The 14,933-nt window shown below is 74.3% G+C and carries 12 protein-coding genes and 1 tRNA gene; 6 read left to right on the top strand and 7 right to left on the bottom strand.

All coding sequences use genetic code 11. From position 1 onward, the window contains the following. Positions 1–113 precede the first annotated feature (113 nt). The 6 genes from ACIRQY_RS27110 to ACIRQY_RS27085 form a co-directional block, all read right to left on the bottom strand. A complete protein-coding gene (locus tag ACIRQY_RS27110; protein ID WP_403930235.1) occupies positions 114–2,369 on the bottom strand; it encodes an FG-GAP repeat domain-containing protein in 2,256 nt (751 codons plus the stop codon). A 107-nt stretch (positions 2,370–2,476) separates the two neighbouring features. Beyond that, complete coding sequence (locus ACIRQY_RS27105; RefSeq protein ID WP_403930233.1) at positions 2,477–2,860, bottom strand: VOC family protein; 384 nt, start codon at positions 2,858–2,860, stop codon at positions 2,477–2,479. A gap of 155 nt (positions 2,861–3,015) precedes the next feature. Beyond that, positions 3,016–3,450 carry a VOC family protein gene (locus tag ACIRQY_RS27100; RefSeq protein ID WP_403930231.1) on the bottom strand — a complete coding sequence of 145 codons (435 nt, stop codon included), beginning with the start codon at positions 3,448–3,450 and terminating at the stop codon, positions 3,016–3,018. 167 nt (positions 3,451–3,617) lie between these two features. Beyond that, positions 3,618–4,493 (bottom strand): cellulose-binding protein, encoded by an 876-nt coding sequence (locus tag ACIRQY_RS27095; RefSeq protein WP_403930230.1) that lies wholly within the window; start codon positions 4,491–4,493, stop codon positions 3,618–3,620. A gap of 176 nt (positions 4,494–4,669) precedes the next feature. Continuing rightward, complete coding sequence (locus ACIRQY_RS27090; protein ID WP_403930229.1) at positions 4,670–7,246, bottom strand: SUKH-4 family immunity protein; 2,577 nt, start codon at positions 7,244–7,246, stop codon at positions 4,670–4,672. A 7-nt stretch (positions 7,247–7,253) separates the two neighbouring features. Next, positions 7,254–8,243 carry an SMI1/KNR4 family protein gene (locus tag ACIRQY_RS27085; RefSeq protein ID WP_351786846.1) on the bottom strand — a complete coding sequence of 330 codons (990 nt, stop codon included), beginning with the start codon at positions 8,241–8,243 and terminating at the stop codon, positions 7,254–7,256. Between the two features lie 266 nt (positions 8,244–8,509). On the opposite strand from ACIRQY_RS27085, the gene ACIRQY_RS27080 reads away from it, so the two are divergent. Both ACIRQY_RS27080 and ACIRQY_RS27075 read left to right on the top strand, forming a co-directional pair. Continuing rightward, positions 8,510–9,022, top strand: coding sequence for a YwqJ-related putative deaminase (locus ACIRQY_RS27080; protein ID WP_351786843.1), 513 nt, complete (start codon positions 8,510–8,512; stop codon positions 9,020–9,022). Positions 9,023–9,032: 10 nt separating this feature from the next. Next, positions 9,033–9,524 carry an SUKH-3 domain-containing protein gene (locus ACIRQY_RS27075; protein ID WP_351786840.1) on the top strand — a complete coding sequence of 164 codons (492 nt, stop codon included), beginning with the start codon at positions 9,033–9,035 and terminating at the stop codon, positions 9,522–9,524. 169 nt (positions 9,525–9,693) lie between these two features. On the opposite strand, the gene ACIRQY_RS27070 is transcribed toward ACIRQY_RS27075, so the two are convergent. Next, positions 9,694–11,055, bottom strand: coding sequence for a histidine kinase (locus ACIRQY_RS27070; protein WP_351786838.1), 1,362 nt, complete (start codon positions 11,053–11,055; stop codon positions 9,694–9,696). Between the two features lie 149 nt (positions 11,056–11,204). Here ACIRQY_RS27070 and ACIRQY_RS27065 point away from each other — a divergent pair. From ACIRQY_RS27065 to ACIRQY_RS27050, 4 genes are all read left to right on the top strand, one after another. Then, a tRNA-Gln gene (locus tag ACIRQY_RS27065) sits at positions 11,205–11,276 on the top strand. 110 nt (positions 11,277–11,386) lie between these two features. After that, the gene (glmU, locus tag ACIRQY_RS27060) at positions 11,387–12,835 is read left to right on the top strand and encodes a bifunctional UDP-N-acetylglucosamine diphosphorylase/glucosamine-1-phosphate N-acetyltransferase GlmU (protein ID WP_403930225.1); all 1,449 of its coding nucleotides are present in this window, start codon (positions 11,387–11,389) and stop codon (positions 12,833–12,835) included. A gap of 121 nt (positions 12,836–12,956) precedes the next feature. Further along, entirely contained in the window at positions 12,957–13,931 is a 975-nt protein-coding gene (locus tag ACIRQY_RS27055; RefSeq protein ID WP_351786832.1) for a ribose-phosphate diphosphokinase, read from the top strand. Positions 13,932–14,198: 267 nt separating this feature from the next. Further along, positions 14,199–14,780, top strand: coding sequence for a 50S ribosomal protein L25/general stress protein Ctc (locus ACIRQY_RS27050; protein ID WP_351786830.1), 582 nt, complete (start codon positions 14,199–14,201; stop codon positions 14,778–14,780). Positions 14,781–14,933 lie beyond the last annotated feature (153 nt).

Below are 14,933 nucleotides of genomic sequence, written 5' to 3'. Positions count from 1 at the left end.
CAGGGTCGCCCCCGGGCCGGCCCCGGTCGGCCCCCCCCCCGGGGGCGGGCCCGGGCGGGGGGGGGGGGGGGGGGGGGGGGCGCCGCGCCCCCCCCCCCGGCCGTGGAGCCCCGTCAGAAGACCAGGTTGTACCCCGTCGACCCGATCACGTTCGTCTTCACGCCCGGCTTGAAGGGTGCCTTCCAGTTGCCCGTGCCCGCGTAGAAGGTGGCGCCGTGGCCCGTAGAGGCGATCAGATCGGCGCGGCCGTCGCCGTTGGCGTCGCCGACGCCGACGAGGTCGGTGAAGCCGCCCCACCCCGCGCCGACCCGGGTGCCGGCCGCGAAGGTGCCGTCGCCCTTGCCGAGGTACAGCCAGAGGGCCCCCGCCTTGTCCCGGGCCAGCAGGTCACCGGCCGGGCCGCCCGCGAGGTTCCCCGTGGCCGTGATCTCGTTGTAGACGCCCCAGCCCGCGCCGATCCGCTTGCGCGGGGCGAAGGGTGCGGCTGCACGGCCCGTCCCGGGATTCAGCCAGAGGATCCCGGACTTGTCGGTGGCCAGCAGGTCGGGCCTCCCGTCCCCGGTGACGTCACCGCCCGCCGCGATCCGGTCGTAGACCTGCCAGCCCCCGCCGATCCGCACCGGGCCGGAGAAGGGCCGGGACCGGTCGCCCGTGCCCTGGTGGAGCCAGAGGACCCCGGACCTGTCCCGGGCGACGACATCGGGGGCGGACGTGCCCGCGATGTTCCCGGTGGCCTCCAGCCGGTCGTACATCTGCCAGCCGCCGCCCACCCGGGTGGAACCGGCGCCCGCGAGGGAGCCACCCGGAACGGTGGGCAGGGTGCCGAGGCGCCACAGAGCGCCGTCGGCGCCGCGCGCCAGGAGGTCGGCCGTGCCGTTGTCGTCGTAGTCGTGCGCGGCGGCGGGGCGGGTCACGGTGAACCGGCCCGTGGACACGTGCGCGGGTCCGATGCCGTCGTCCGGGCCGACCGTGATCCGCCACTCGTACGCACCGGAACGGGCCGGGCCCCAGGACGCGCCCTGGACGTCCTTGCCGTCCCAGCGCCAGCCGATCCGGCCCGGCTTCCCGGCGGCGCCGTCGCCCCCGGGCAGGTCCCGGACGAGCGACTGCCCGCTGCCGAGGTGCTTCAGCTCGATCCGTGCGGCGACGTCCCCGCGCGACACGTCCCAGCCGAAGTCCACCCCGCCCGCGAGCTGTTCGCCCGTGAGCGCCGTCGGGACGGTCGAGCCGGTGACGGTGACGACGGTCGTCTGCCCGGTGGACGCGATCAGTTCGACCGACGGACGGCCGCCGTCCTCCCGGGGGGAGATCCGGTAGAGGCCCTCGCCCTGTTCGGCGGTCCCGCCGCGCACGAGGAGGCCCCCGTCGGGACCGATGACGGCGGACGAGAAGGCGGTGAGGACGACGGCCTTCTCGCCGGTCGCGACGGACTGGAGGGTGAAGGGCCGCCTGGTGGGGGCGGGAGAGCCCGGCGGGTACGCCTCACCGATGCGGGCGGCCTCGCCGGTCGCCACCCAGCCGCCGACCAGGTACAGGGGGTCGTCGAGGTTCCCGTCCGGGAACCATCGCTCGACGCCGTCCTTGCCGCGCTCGAAGGCGACGATCCCCTTCCCCGCGGACCTCAGCTCCCGCCAGGCGACGTGGGTGGACGAGACCGTGCCGTCCTGGGCGTACTCGCCGTCGAGCTGGACGTAGGCGGGTCCGGAACCCGTCGCGATGTCGACGACGACCTGGGCGGGCATCCGGCCCGGGCCGATCCAGCACCGGTAGAGCGCGGAACCGGTGCTGGTCCAGCTGTCGCCGCCCGAGTAGCAGTCGTGGCCGTTCCCCCAGAAGACCCGTCGGAGCTTCGGGACACCCGCTTCGATCGTCGCGGTGTAGTGCTCCCACACCTCCTCCCCCGGCCGGGTCAGCAGGAGGGTACGGCCGGCCATGCCCGTCAGGTGGTAGCCGCCGAGGGCGTCGAGGTCGAGCTCCACCGGCGCCGAGCCGGACGCCGACAGGTCGTGGACCATCAGCTTCCGGCTCGTGTAGTCGGTGTCCTTGTCGCCGGTGACGACGAGGTCCGTGCCGCCGCCGATGGCATAACGACCCTCCAGGACCACCGACGAGCCGTCCTCGTACCGGGTCCAGCGGATCTCCGGCGTGCTGCCGCGGGTCTTCGTCAGGAAGCCGCTGGGGCCCGCGCCGACGACGTCCGCGTCCAGCGGGAACGGCAGCGCGGTCCCCCGCGGGTCCTGCTGCTGGGCCGTGGCCCCCGGCGCGGCGGCCGTGGCCGGGAGCGCGGTGAGCGTGCCGCCGGTGGCGGCGAGGGCGACGGTGACCGCGACGGCCGCGAGACGGCGGCCGTTCGTGCGTACGAAAGTCAAGTTGGTGTTTCCTCCCCTGGAGACCGGGAGATTATCGGACGAACACATTCCGCCCGCCACCGGATTACCGCCGCCGCCCGCTCCCGTCCGCGCCCGTCATCCGCCCGCTACCCGTCCGCCCGCTTCCGGGGCGATACGCAGAAGGGGTGGCCCGCCGGGTCCAGGAGGACCCGCCACAGGTCGGGGCGGGGCTGCTGTTCCGGCAGGGTCGCGCCCCACTCCACGAGCCGGGCCACCGCCTCTTCGAGGTCGTCGACGTCGAAGTCCAGGTGCAGTTGCTGGGGCACTCCGGGCGCGGGCCAGGTCGGCGGCCGGTGGTCGTCCACCCGCTGGAAGCCGAGCATCAGCCCGCCCCCCTCCCCGCCGCCGACCGCCGCGAAGTCGGCGTCGGAGCGCGGGTGCGGCGGCAGCCCGGTCGCCCGGTGGTAGAAGTCGGCGAGGGCCAGCGGGTCGGCGCAGTCGAGGTTGACGGCCGTCGGTGTCATCAGCATGGCGGGGAGCATAGAACGCGGTCCGGGCCCCTGCCGTACGGCAGGGGCCCGGACCGTACAGCGGAAGTCCCGACCGTACAGCGGAAGTCCGGACCGTACGGCGGGAGCCCCTGCCGCGCCCCGGCCTTCGCTCCCAGGGGCCCCCGGCCGCCCCCTCAGTCCAGACAGAACTCGTTCCCCTCGACGTCCTGCATCGCGAGGCACGATTCGTTGAAGCCGTCCGCGCGGAGCAGGTACAGGCGCGTCGCGCCGAGGGCTTCCAGCCGGGCGCACTCCGCCTCCAGGGCGGCCACGCGCTCCTCGCCCACGAGCCCGGTGCCGACCCGGATGTCGAGGTGCAACCGGTTCTTCACGGTCTTGCCCTCGGGGACGCGCTGGAAGTACATGCGCGGGCTCACCCCCGTGGGGTCCGCGCAGACGAACCCGGCGCCCTGCCGCTCGGGCGGCAGCGAGCGGGTGTACGCGTCCCAGTCGGCGAACCCCTCCGGGGGCGGTGGCACGACGTATCCGAGCACCTCGCACCAGAAGCGGGCGACGCGCTCGGGGTCCGCGCAGTCGAAGGTGACCTGGAACTGCCTGATCGATGACATCGGCGCACCCTAGCAGCGGGGGCCGCCGGTCAACCTCCCTATTTTCCGGGGGTGTCGGGCGGGGCCCCACCGCTGGTCTCCCCCCAGGAGAGCGGAGCCTCTCCCCTCGTCGTCCCCCGCCCGGCGGGGCTTCCTGACGCCCGTCGTCCCCCGCCCTGCGGGGGGGGCTACCGCCCGTCGTCCCCCGGCGCCACCCGGCCGGTCAGGGCCGCGAGCGAGTGCCGGATGTGCTCCATGTGCGCGTGGATCTCCTCGCGCGACTCGTCGTGCTCCCGCAGGATCCGCTCGGTCTCCCGCTCCACCCGCTCCGCCCGCAGCCTGGCCTCCGCGAGCACCTCGCCCGCCCGCGCCTCCGCGTCCTCCTGGCCGTGCCGGGCCTGCTCCTCGGTCCGCGCCCGCGCCCGGCGGACCTCCCCGAGCCGTGCCTCCGCCGCCGTGAACAGCTCCTCGTGCCGCGCGTCGAGCGCCGCCGTACGGGCCCCCTCCGCGCGGTCGGCCTCGTCCCGTACGGCCGTCTGCTCCGCCTCCTGCTCGGCGAGGAGCCGGGCCACGCGCCGCTCGGTCTCCTCGAAGGCCTCCCGCGCCCCGGTCAGCCGTTCCTCCGCCTCGCGGCGGGCCTCCGTCGTCAGCTCCTCGGCCCGGCCCCCGGCCGTCTCCAGGGTCGCGCGGGCCGCCCCCTCGGCCGCCGCGCGGAGCCCCTGCGCGTACACCCGCGCCGCCTCCGCCGCGTCCATGGCGGCCGTCTCCGCGGCCTCCGCGAGGGCCTGCGCCGAGGCCTCGGCCTCCCGTACGAGCCGTTCGTCCTCCTGCTCGGCGAGTTCCAGGATGCTCCGGGCCCGGTCGCCCAGGGACTCGTACCGCTGCGGCGGGAGCGCCTCGGCGTGCTCGCGCAGCCTGACGGCCTCGGCGGCCATCTCCTTGGCGAGGACGGTGAGGCGCGCGGCCCGCTCCCAGGCGCCGTCCCGCTCCTCGGAGAGCGCGGCGAGGTGGCGGTCGACCTGCTCGGGCCGGTACCCGCGTCCCCGTCCTACGGCGAAACTCATCCTTGGCGCCCCTTCCCTGTGACCGAACGTCCAGGATGCTTGATAAGAACGGACAAAAGGCGCCCAACGTGCATACACGTCGAGCGCCTTTCATCACATTCTGTCTTATCGGATCACCGGATCCTAGGAGAACCGCAGTTCTCCGCAAGTTCCCGCGAGACGACCACGACAGGCCGTCACAGCAGGCCGTCCCACATCTGCTCCAGGAGCACCGACCACCAGTTCTCCGGCGACGACAGCGCCGCCGGGTCCAGCATCGCCAGCTGCGCCTGGAAGTCGACCGTCCAGCGGCCCGCCTGCTCCGGATTGAGCCCGAACCGCAGCCGCCACATCCGGCCGAGCAGCGCCATCGAGCGCGTGAACTCCGGCAGCCCGGTGTTCACGAACTGCGGCGGCACCGACTGCCCGCCGGGACCCGCCTCCACCGGCACCGCAACGATGTGCGCGGTCCCGTACTGGACGCAGAGCGCCCGGCCGAAGTCCGAACCGAGCACCAGGTACGCACTCGCGTCCGGCGCGGCCTGGACCTGCCGCTGCGCCGCCAGCTCCGCCAGCGTCGGCACCACCGGCATCGCGGGCTGCGCCCAGAAGAACGGCCCGAAGTCGGCGGGCAGCCCCGCCGACACCAGCGTCCGGGCCACCAGCTCCGGCACGCCCTGCCGTGACACCGCGTGCTGGTCGAACCGGAGGACGCCCGGACCGAAGGCCCCGGCCAGCTCCTGCGCGACCGCCTCCGGCGGCACCGGCGGCGCGGGATGCACCGGCGGCAGCGGCGCCCGCACCGGCGCGGGCCGCGCCGGCCCGTCCGCGACCTGGTGCAGCTCGCCCTGGTGGGTGAGGAGCTGCCGCATCCCCTGCTGACGGCCCGTGTGGTCACGTCCGTACGGGGCGATGCTGGTGATCCGCGCCTGCGGCCAGGTCTCCCGGATCATCCGCGCGCAGTAGCCGCCCGGCAGTTCGCAGGACGCCAGCTCGGTGTGCAGTTCCAGGACCTGCTGCGGCGGCACGTTCAGCGCCCGCAGCTCGTGCAGGATCTGCCACTCGGGGTGCGGGGTGCCCGGCGCCGAACGCCGGATGATCCGCGCCTCCGAACCGTCCGGCGCGCGGTACCGCAGCACCGCCTGGTAGCCGGGGCCGACCGTCGGCGTCCCCGGGGCCTGCGGATAGCCGTACGCGGGCGGCGGCATGTGCCCCCCGTGCACCGGCGGCGGCGGACCGGGAGGCCCCGGCACGCCCGGAGCGGCGGGACCGGGGGACGCCAGCATCGTCGCCGCGTGCGCGACACCGCCCTGGCCGCCACCGGGCACGCCCGGCGGCGGGGGCGGGGGCGGCGGAGCACCGGGACCGCCCTGGTTCGGGTGCGCCAGCATCGTCGCCGCGTGGTGCACCGGCTGCGGCGGCGCCACCGGACCGGGCGGCGCCGGAGCGGGCGGCGGACCGGGAGGCGACGGCTGTACGGGCGCGGGCCCGTCGGGCCCGATCTGCGACACCAGCTGCGTCGGTACGTAGGCGGGGGCGGGTCCCAGAGCGGCCGGAGCCGCAGGCGCGCCCGGGGCTCCCGGCGGCGGGGTCGCGGGACCGTGCCCGCTGGCCGGTGCCGCCACGGCGGGCGGGGGCGGCGGAGTCGCGGGTTCGGCGCGCGGAGGAACGGTCGGGGGAACGGGCGGGGCCGCCGGGGCCGTACCGGACGGCGCGGGGGCGGCCGGGTCCAGACGGGGGGCGACGGCGGTCGGCGGCAGCGCGCTGCCGCCCTTCATCAGGGCGGTCGGCGCGTCCGCGCCCACCGAGGGCGGCGGGTTGTCCTCGTCGTCCGTCCCCGACAGCGGCGGCGCGAAGACCGTCGCGGGCAGCGGCACCGCGCCCCCGGCGCCGCCGGAGCTCGCGTTGGCGTCCGCCCACGGACTGGCCCCGGACCCGGCCGGAGCGGCGGGCGTGCCCGCCGGAACCCGGTCCGCGTCCGTCAGCCGACCACCGGACGTGGGAGAAGCGGAAGAGGAGGGAGAGGAGGGCACCCGCGCCGGGGAGTCCGCCGAAGAATCCCCAGAGGAGTCCCCAGAGGAGTCCGCCGGGGACGGCGGCACCGGCGCCGCCACCGGCGAGGTGGAGAACGAAGAGGAAGAAGAGGAGGACGGGGAGGACGGGGAGGAAGGGGAAGAGGAGGACGGCGGGAGCGAAGGGGACGGCACCGCCGGAGGCACCGGCACCGGCACCGCCGGAGGCATCGGTACCGACGGGGGCGTCGCCGCCGACGGCATCGACGGGGCCGAGGACTCCACCGAGGCCGAATGTCCCGGCTCGCCCGCGCCCACCGGCTCCGACGCGTCGTCCACCGAAGCCGACACGCTCGCGTTCTCCTGCGACACGTTCGGCTGCTTCGGCAGCCCGATCTTGTCCGCCGCGTCCTGGAGCCACTCCGGCGGAGTCAGCAGGAACGACGTCTGGTTCAGGTCGATCCGGGCCGCCGGGACCGCCGCCTGCGCGGGCACGTCGGCGGCGGCGCCGTACTCCTCCTCGTACCGGCGGATGACCTCGCCCACCGGCAGGCCGGGCCACAGCGTGGCCTCCCCGCCGTCCCGGGCGATGACGAGCCGCTGGCGCCCGCCGTCGGAGACCGGACCGCCCTCGCGGTCCTCCGCCCACACCACGAAGCCCAGCTCGAACTCCCGCACCCGCACCTCACGGTGCTGGTATCCGGGCAGATCGCCGTTGATCCACTCCTCGGCGCGCTCCTGCGCCTGCGCGAACGTCACCACAGCCCACTCACTCCCCCACCGGGACCGCACGCGCGAAGCCGCCGTCCACCATCAGGTTGGCCACCGTCTCCAGCTCCGGCGGGTTGCCCGCGAGCCGCTGGAGGAACGCGTCGAAGTCCGCGCCGCACGGCAGCAGCAGCCGCTCCACCCGCTCGGCGACCGACCAGCCCGCCGCCGTCGCACCGGAGTCCCGGGCGTCGTCGTACGCGCAGAACCACACCGAACCGACGGCCGTACCGCGCACCTTGAGCGCGACCAGACCGCCCTGGACGAACGCGACGCCCAGATAGTCCTTGGTCAGATGGTCCCGCAGGCACTTGTTGACGTAGACGAGGTCGTTGATCCCCGCCTCCTCCCGCACCGTGAAGAACGGCTGGTCCACCAGGAGCCCCAGCTCCGCGTCGAGCGCCGCGCCCACCGGGGCGCAGCCGCCCGCCGCCTTCAGGAACGAGCGGTACGCGCCCGGGAGCCGGTAGCCGAGGTCCTCCTCGACGCCCTGGACCTGCTCCTCCGACACCGGCACCGGGCCCCTGGGCAGCCCGAAGTGCACCGGGCGGGTCTCCTGGAGCGGGCGGGTGCCGCGCTTGCCGTGGTCGACCGCCGCCGTCGCCACCCCGCCGTGGTGCCGCAGCAGGGCCTTCACCTCGACCGGGACCAGTTCCATCCGGCGGCTGCGCGGCACGTGGTGCCAGGTCCAGCCGTGCGGCGTCGCCACCGCCGGGATCGTGTCCCACAGTTCGTGGCCGGTCGACGCCATCGCCGCGTTCGCCGACACGTAGTCCGTGAGCCGCAGCTCGTCGACGCCGAAGCCCTCCGGGGGGTCGGCGATCTCCGCCGCCGCGCGCGCGTACGACGAGAAGTCCGGGTAGCCCGACGCGTCCACCCTCACCCCCCGGGGGTGGCGGGAGGCCCGCACCGGATCGGGGAAGTGCACGACCTGCCCGGCGTAGGCCGCGTTCGGTGGCGCGGTGTCCTGGCCGAGCCGACCTGTCGTCATGGCGGTTGCCCCCTGCGATGGCGTCGCCGGCCGCTGCTCCCGGCAGCCGCCGACTCTCCTGCTCTGATGCCGCACAGCCTATGCGCTGCCACAAGAGCCCGAACCGGGCCGTTCCGACGGTGACCAAGTGTCACGAAGCCATGACAGCGGCACCCTGATTCCGACACACCGAAAGCGGGTTCCGGCGCCCCAGCTTCCCCATATGGCTCCCTATTTGGCAGGCTGTGCACGCAACTCGGGGGATTGCAGGAGGGGATACCAGCACCATGCACACCGCACCGACGCCCACACAGGGTGACCCACGTCTCAACTGGAGCAGCGACGCCGACACCGGCCGGGCTCCCGTCCTGAGGCACCGCCGCGACGGCATCCTGCCCACCGTGGGCGCCGCCCTGTCGGTGCGCGGCGAGACCCTCACGTGCACCGCGGGCCGCGGGGACCGGCCGCCCGTCCTGCACGCCCTCGTCCAGGACTTCCTGGACACCCTCACCAGCGGCCAGCGCGAGCGCTTCACCGGACGCTGCCCCGAGGCGATCCTGCTCTCCCGGCACCTCGACGCCGCCGAGAGCGGGCGGTCCAAGCGCGCCCAGCGCAAGCCGCTCACCCCTGGGGAGGCCCGCCGCTCCCTCAAGCAGGCCAAGATCACCACCCGGCGCATCCGGGAGGACGGCGACCCGCTGCACGGCAGCTACGCCGCCCCCTGCCGTTCTTGTACGGCGATGCTCGCCCACTTCGGCGTGCGCGCCGTCGATCCCACCACGCCCGCAGAGAACGGCTGACCGCACGCCCATGCCCGACCACCTCAGCACGACCCGCTTCCCGGTCAACGTCGACGCCGCCCTGCGCGAGGCCGGCTGGCAGCCCGGCCGCTGGGACATCAGGCTCGCCGAGGAATGGGCCGACACCCTGCGCGCCCACGTCTCCCCCGCGGGGCACCGGCACAGTGTCTTCCCCGCCGCCGTCGAGGCCTGGGCCGAGTTCGGCGGGCTGAGCGTCACCGCGCCCGGCCACGGGCGGCAGATAGCGCCCGCCGCCGTCCGTTTCGACCCGCTCGCCGGGCTCCACCTCTCCCGCACCCTGGCGGACCTCGGCCGCGCCCTGGACACGGAGGTCGCGCCGCTCGGGGAGGAGGGCGACCACCAGGCGGTGCTCGCGATGGACGCCGAGGGACGGGTCTACAGCCTCGACCACGCGGGGGACTGGTACCTCGGCAAGGACATCGACGCGGCCCTGTCCACCCTGGTCACGGGCGCCCGCCCGGTCCGCCTGACGGCGGGCTGAGGAGCAACGAGACGGGACGGGGGCGGGGGCGGGGGCGGGGAGGCGAGAGGCGAGAGGCGGGGGCGAATCCCCGGGTCCCGGACTCCCGGGATGCACCCCCGGCCCTGGCCCCCCGGCCCTGGCCACCGGCCCCCGGCCACGGGATCGCCCCCGGCCCCGGGGCCGGGCGTCAGCCCTCGGCCGTCCGCGCCGCCGTGGGGAGGACCGCCGAGACCCGGAAGCCGCCCGCGTCCGTCTCGCCCGAGACGAAGACGCCGCCGAGCCGCAGGACCCGCTCGCGCATCCCGACCAGGCCGTTGCCGCCGCTCGGCAGCCGGGCGTCGGGGGCGGTCACGTCCGGGGGACACGGGCCGTTCTCGACCTGCATGGCGACCTCGGCCTCCCGGTGCGCGAGCCGCACCACGACCTTCGCTCCCACCGCGTGCTTGTGGACGTTGGTCAGCGCCTCCTGCACCACCCGGTACGCCGTCCGCTCCACCTCCGGCGGATACGCGCGCGCCGCACCGGACACCAGCAGTTCCACCACCGCCCCGGCCAGCCGCGACTGCTCGCACAGCGCCTCCAGGGAGTCCAGCCGCGGTCCGTCCCCGGCGGCGGCCTCGGCCGCGGCGGCGGCGGCCCGGCCGACGGCGGCCAGCGGCACGGCCGCCGGGGCGGCCCGGCCGGGAGCCGGGACCGCGACGACGCCCGAGCCCTCCCGCAGCACGCCCAGCATCTCCCGCAGCTCCGTCAGCGCCTGCCGCCCCATGTCACCGACCAGGGCCGCGTTCCGCACGGCCTTCTGCGGGTCCTTCAACGCCACCGCCTGCAAGGCCGCCGCGTGCACCACCATCAGCGACACCCGGTGCGCCACCACGTCGTGCATCTCGCGGGCGATCCGGGTCCGCTCCTCCTGCCGCGCCCACTGCGCCCGCTGCTCGGCGCGGTCCGCGAGCAGCGACAGCTCCTGCTCCAGGCTGTCGGCCCGCTCCCGGAGGCTCTCCATGAGCCTGCGGCGGGCCCCTATGTAGAGGCCGAAGAGCAGCGGGGGCGCGTTGAGCCCGAGCGTCATGAAGAGCGAGACGACCGGCACGTACCAGCCGCTGGGGTCGAGGTCCGGCGCGCCGGCGTCGACCTGGGCGACGTCCTGCCGCATCCGCAGCACGGTGACGACGAAGACGGCGAGCGTCGACATCCCGGCGAGCACGGCGGTGATGCGGCGCGGCACCTCGGAGGCGGCGAGCGAGTAGAGCCCGACGATCCCCATGAGGAAGCCCATCTCGGCGGGCGCCACGGCCATGGAGACGAGGACGACCGCGATCGGCCAGCGGCGCCGCACGAGCAGCACCGAGCCGACGGCCAGGCCGAACAGCACCCCCACGGGCACCGGCAGCGAGGCCTTGTCGGCGAACCCGACGCCCTCGATCGCGCACTCCAGCGCCGACAGCAGGGCGAGCCCGACATCGAGCACGGCGCTCCGCCGTCTCCGCCACCACCACCGACTCCCCGCGCGAACGCCCGTGGCGTCCCGGTCTGCCCCCGTTGTGCTCATACCCATCACCCTACGGGCGCGCCCCGCCCGGCGGCGTGCGCCGCAGGTCCCCGCCCCGCGCACCGTCGCATCGAGGGGTCCGGGTACGGCATAGTGGGGGCCGTCGGCCCAACGGTCCATCACTTTGTCCGTTTTGGCTGGCTATACCATCCCCTGTGGTGTAATTGGCAACACGGGTCACTTTGGATGATTTATTCCAGGTTCGAGTCCTGGCAGGGGAGCGGCACCGTCCGGGTCCCGGCCTCGTCAGGCCGGGACCCGGACTCATGTCCGGCCCCTTGCCCCCCGGTATCCTTCGTGCGTCCACCACCCAAAGCCGAAGGGCATTCCCGTGAGCGCCAACCGCCCGGCAGCCGTCGTCGTCCTCGCAGCGGGTGAGGGCACCCGCATGAAGTCGAAGACCCCCAAGGTCCTGCACGAGATCGCCGGCCGGTCACTCGTCGGACACGTCGTCTCCGCCGCCCGGGAGCTGGGTCCCGAGCACCTCGTCGTGGTCGTCGGGCACGCCCGCGAGCAGGTCAGGGGGCATCTGGAGGAGCACTACGCCGGTACCCGTACCGCCGTGCAGGAGGAGCAGAAGGGCACCGGGCACGCCGTGCGCACCGCCCTGGAGGAGCTCGGGGAGACGCCCGCCGGGACCGTGGTCGTCGTCTGCGGCGACACCCCGCTGCTCTCCGGCGACACCCTGAAGGCGCTGGCGGGCACGCACGCCGCCGACGGCAACGCCGTCACCGTGCTGAGCGCCGAGGTGCCGGACTCCACCGGTTACGGCCGGATCGTGCGCGACCCGGCGACCGGCGCCGTGACGGAGATCGTCGAACACAAGGACGCCACCGAGGAGCAGCGCGCGCTGAAGGAGATCAACTCCGGCGTGTTCGCGTTCGACGGGCAGCTGCTCGCGGACGCGCTCGGCAAGGTGCGGACCGACAACAGCCAGGGCGAGGAGTACCTCACCGACGTGCTGTCGATCCTGCGCGAGGACGGTCACCGGGTCGGCGCCTCGGTGGCGGCGGACCACCGCGAGATCCTGGGCATCAACAACCGCGTACAGCTGGCCGAGGCGCGCGTCCTGCTGAACGGGCGGCTGATCGAGCGGGCGATGCTCGCGGGCGTGACGTTCCTGGAGCCCGCCTCCGTACAGGTGGACGTGACCGTGACCTTCGAGCCGGACGCGGTGATCCTGCCGGGCACGCAGCTGATCGGCGCCACGCACATCGCCGAGGACGCCGTGGTCGGCCCGAACACGCGCCTGACGGACACCAGGGTCGGCAGGGGCGCCCGGGTGGACAACGCGGTGGCGGTCTCCGCCATCGTCGGCGACGGCGCCTCCGTCGGCCCGTTCGCGTACCTCCGTCCGGGCACGAACCTGGGCCCGAAGTCCAAGGCGGGCACGTACGTCGAGATGAAGAACGCGACGGTGGGCGAGGGCACCAAGGTCCCCCACCTCTCCTACGTGGGCGACGCGACCATCGGCGAGTACTCGAACATCGGCGCGGCGAGCGTCTTCGTCAACTACGACGGCGAGACGAAGCACCACACCACGATCGGCTCCCACTGCCGTACCGGTTCGGACAACATGTTTGTGGCTCCCATCACGATCGGGGACGGGGCGTACACCGCCGCCGGGTCCGTGATCACGAAGGACGTGCCGGCCGGTTCGCTGGCCGTCGCCCGGGGCCAGCAGCGGAATATCGAGGGCTGGGTGGCCCGCAAGCGGCCCGGGAGCGCCGCCGCGCAGGCAGCCCAGGCGGCTTCGGAGGAGTCCGCCGGCGAAAGCTGACCGGAAACAGGTACGTCTGACACGGCGTACCGTGATACGTGCACACAAATTCGGCTGGCTCGCACACGCGCACGACAGCTCGTGGATCGCGACCAGAGAACACGTCTGAGGAGACAGTGCTGTGACCGGGATCAAGACGACCGGCGAGAAGAAGCTCATGCTCTTCTCCGGCCGCGCCCACCCCGAGCTGGCCGAGGAGGTCGCGCACCAGCTGGGCGTCGGCCTCGTTCCGACCAAGGCGTTCGACTTCGCCAACGGTGAGATCTACGTCCGCTTCCAGGAGTCGGCCCGCGGCGCGGACTGCTTCCTGATCCAGAGCCACACGGCTCCGATCAACAAGTGGATCATGGAACAGCTGATCATGATCGACGCTCTGAAGCGGGCCTCCGCCCGGAGCATCACCGTGATCATCCCGTCGTACGGCTACGCCCGTCAGGACAAGAAGCACCGCGGCCGCGAGCCGATCTCGGCGCGTCTGGTCGCGGACCTGCTGAAGACGGCCGGCGCCGACCGCATCCTGACGGTGGACCTGCACACGGACCAGATCCAGGGCTTCTTCGACGGCCCGGTGGACCACCTGTCCGCGCTGCCGGTCCTCGCGGACTACGTGGCCGCCAAGGTCGACCGCTCCAAGCTGACGGTCGTCTCCCCGGACGCGGGCCGCGTGCGGGTCGCCGACCGCTGGTGCGACCGTCTGGACGCCCCCCTCGCGATCGTGCACAAGCGCCGCGACAAGGACGTCGCCAACCAGGTCACCGTGCACGAGGTCGTCGGTGACGTGAAGGGCCGCGTCTGCGTCCTGGTGGACGACATGGTCGACACCGGCGGCACCATCTGCGCCGCCGCCGACGCGCTCTTCGCGCACGGCGCGGAGGACGTCATCGTGACGGCCACGCACGGCATCCTGTCCGGCCCGGCGGCCGACCGCCTGAAGAACTCCAAGGTCAGCGAGTTCGTGTTCACGGACACCCTGCCGGTGCCCGGCGCGCTGGAACTGGACAAGATCACGGTCCTCTCGATCGCTCCGACGATCGCGCGCGCGGTGCGCGAGGTGTTCGAGGACGGTTCGGTCACGAGCCTCTTCGAGGAGCACTGAGCCTTCGCCCCACGACGGACCAGGGAGCCGTTCCCCCGACCGGGGGAGCGGCTCCCGGCCGTTTCCGGGCCGCCCCCGCCCATGGGTTTCGGTGATCGAATTGGGTGGTAGGGGCGGGGACCGGTAGACTGCTGCAGTTGCTCGGCGAGGGAGGCCGGACCCGTAGGGGTCCCGGCGGTCCGTTATCGACGCGCTCTTCGTAGCAGGCCATCGCCAGTCGTGGCCGGGTGACCACCTTTTTCGTCACCTTTCCACGAGGAGCGCATCATGTCCGAAGTCAAGATCGCCGCCGCCGTCCGCAGCGAGTTCGGCAAGGGCGCCGCCCGCGCGATCCGCCGTGCCAGCCAGGTCCCCGCCGTCGTCTACGGCCACGGCTCGGAGCCGGTCCACATCACCCTCCCGGCCCACGAGCTCGCCCTGGCGCTGCGCACGCCGAACGTCCTGCTCTCCCTGGACCTCAACGGCACCAACGAGCTGGCGATCCCGAAGGCCGTCCAGCGCGACGCCATCAAGGGCTTCCTCGTCCACGTCGACCTGCTCCTCGTGAAGCGCGGCGAGAAGGTCACCGTCGAGATCCCGGTCCAGACCGAGGGCGAGCTGGCCCCCGGTGGCAACCTGCTGGAGAACGTGCTCTCCACCCTCTCCCTCGAGGCCGAGGCCACCCACCTCCCCGAGTCCGTCACCGTCTCCGTCGAGGGCCTGGAGGCCGGCGCCTCCGTCCTCGCCAAGGACATCACCCTCCCGAAGGGCTCTTCCCTGGTGACCGACGCCGACGCCGTCGTCATCCAGGTCGTGGCCACCCAGGCCGAGGAGCCGGCCGCCGACGCCGCCGAGGGCGACGAGGCCTGAGCCACGGGCTCCCTCTGAACGTCACGGGGTGGGGGGGCGCCCCGCCCCCCCCCCCCCGGGGGGGGGCCCCCCGGCCCCCCCCCCCCCCCCCCGGCCCCCCCCCCCCCCCCCCCCCCCCCCCCCCCCCCCCGGCGGGCCCCCCCCCGCCCCCCC

The organism is Streptomyces sp. NPDC101490, from assembly GCF_044767145.1.
Classification (GTDB): Bacteria; Actinomycetota; Actinomycetes; order Streptomycetales; family Streptomycetaceae; genus Streptomyces.
Note: the sequence above shows the minus strand (reverse complement) of the source record. Positions and strands in the feature narration are given on the sequence as shown.

Bases quoted from the DNA above. Each gene is read 5' to 3' on its own strand.
- ACIRQY_RS27105 (WP_403930233.1), bottom strand. From the start codon at position 2,860: ATGCTGATGACACCGACGGCCGTCAACCTCGACTGCGCCGACCCGCTG.
- ACIRQY_RS27100 (WP_403930231.1), bottom strand. From the start codon at position 3,450: ATGTCATCGATCAGGCAGTTCCAGGTCACCTTCGACTGCGCGGACCCC.
- ACIRQY_RS27095 (WP_403930230.1), bottom strand. From the start codon at position 4,493: ATGAGTTTCGCCGTAGGACGGGGACGCGGGTACCGGCCCGAGCAGGTC.
- ACIRQY_RS27085 (WP_351786846.1), bottom strand. From the start codon at position 8,243: ATGACGACAGGTCGGCTCGGCCAGGACACCGCGCCACCGAACGCGGCC.
- ACIRQY_RS27080 (WP_351786843.1), top strand. From the start codon at position 8,510: ATGCACACCGCACCGACGCCCACACAGGGTGACCCACGTCTCAACTGG.
- ACIRQY_RS27075 (WP_351786840.1), top strand. From the start codon at position 9,033: ATGCCCGACCACCTCAGCACGACCCGCTTCCCGGTCAACGTCGACGCC.
- ACIRQY_RS27070 (WP_351786838.1), bottom strand. From the start codon at position 11,055: ATGAGCACAACGGGGGCAGACCGGGACGCCACGGGCGTTCGCGCGGGG.
- ACIRQY_RS27050 (WP_351786830.1), top strand. From the start codon at position 14,199: ATGTCCGAAGTCAAGATCGCCGCCGCCGTCCGCAGCGAGTTCGGCAAG.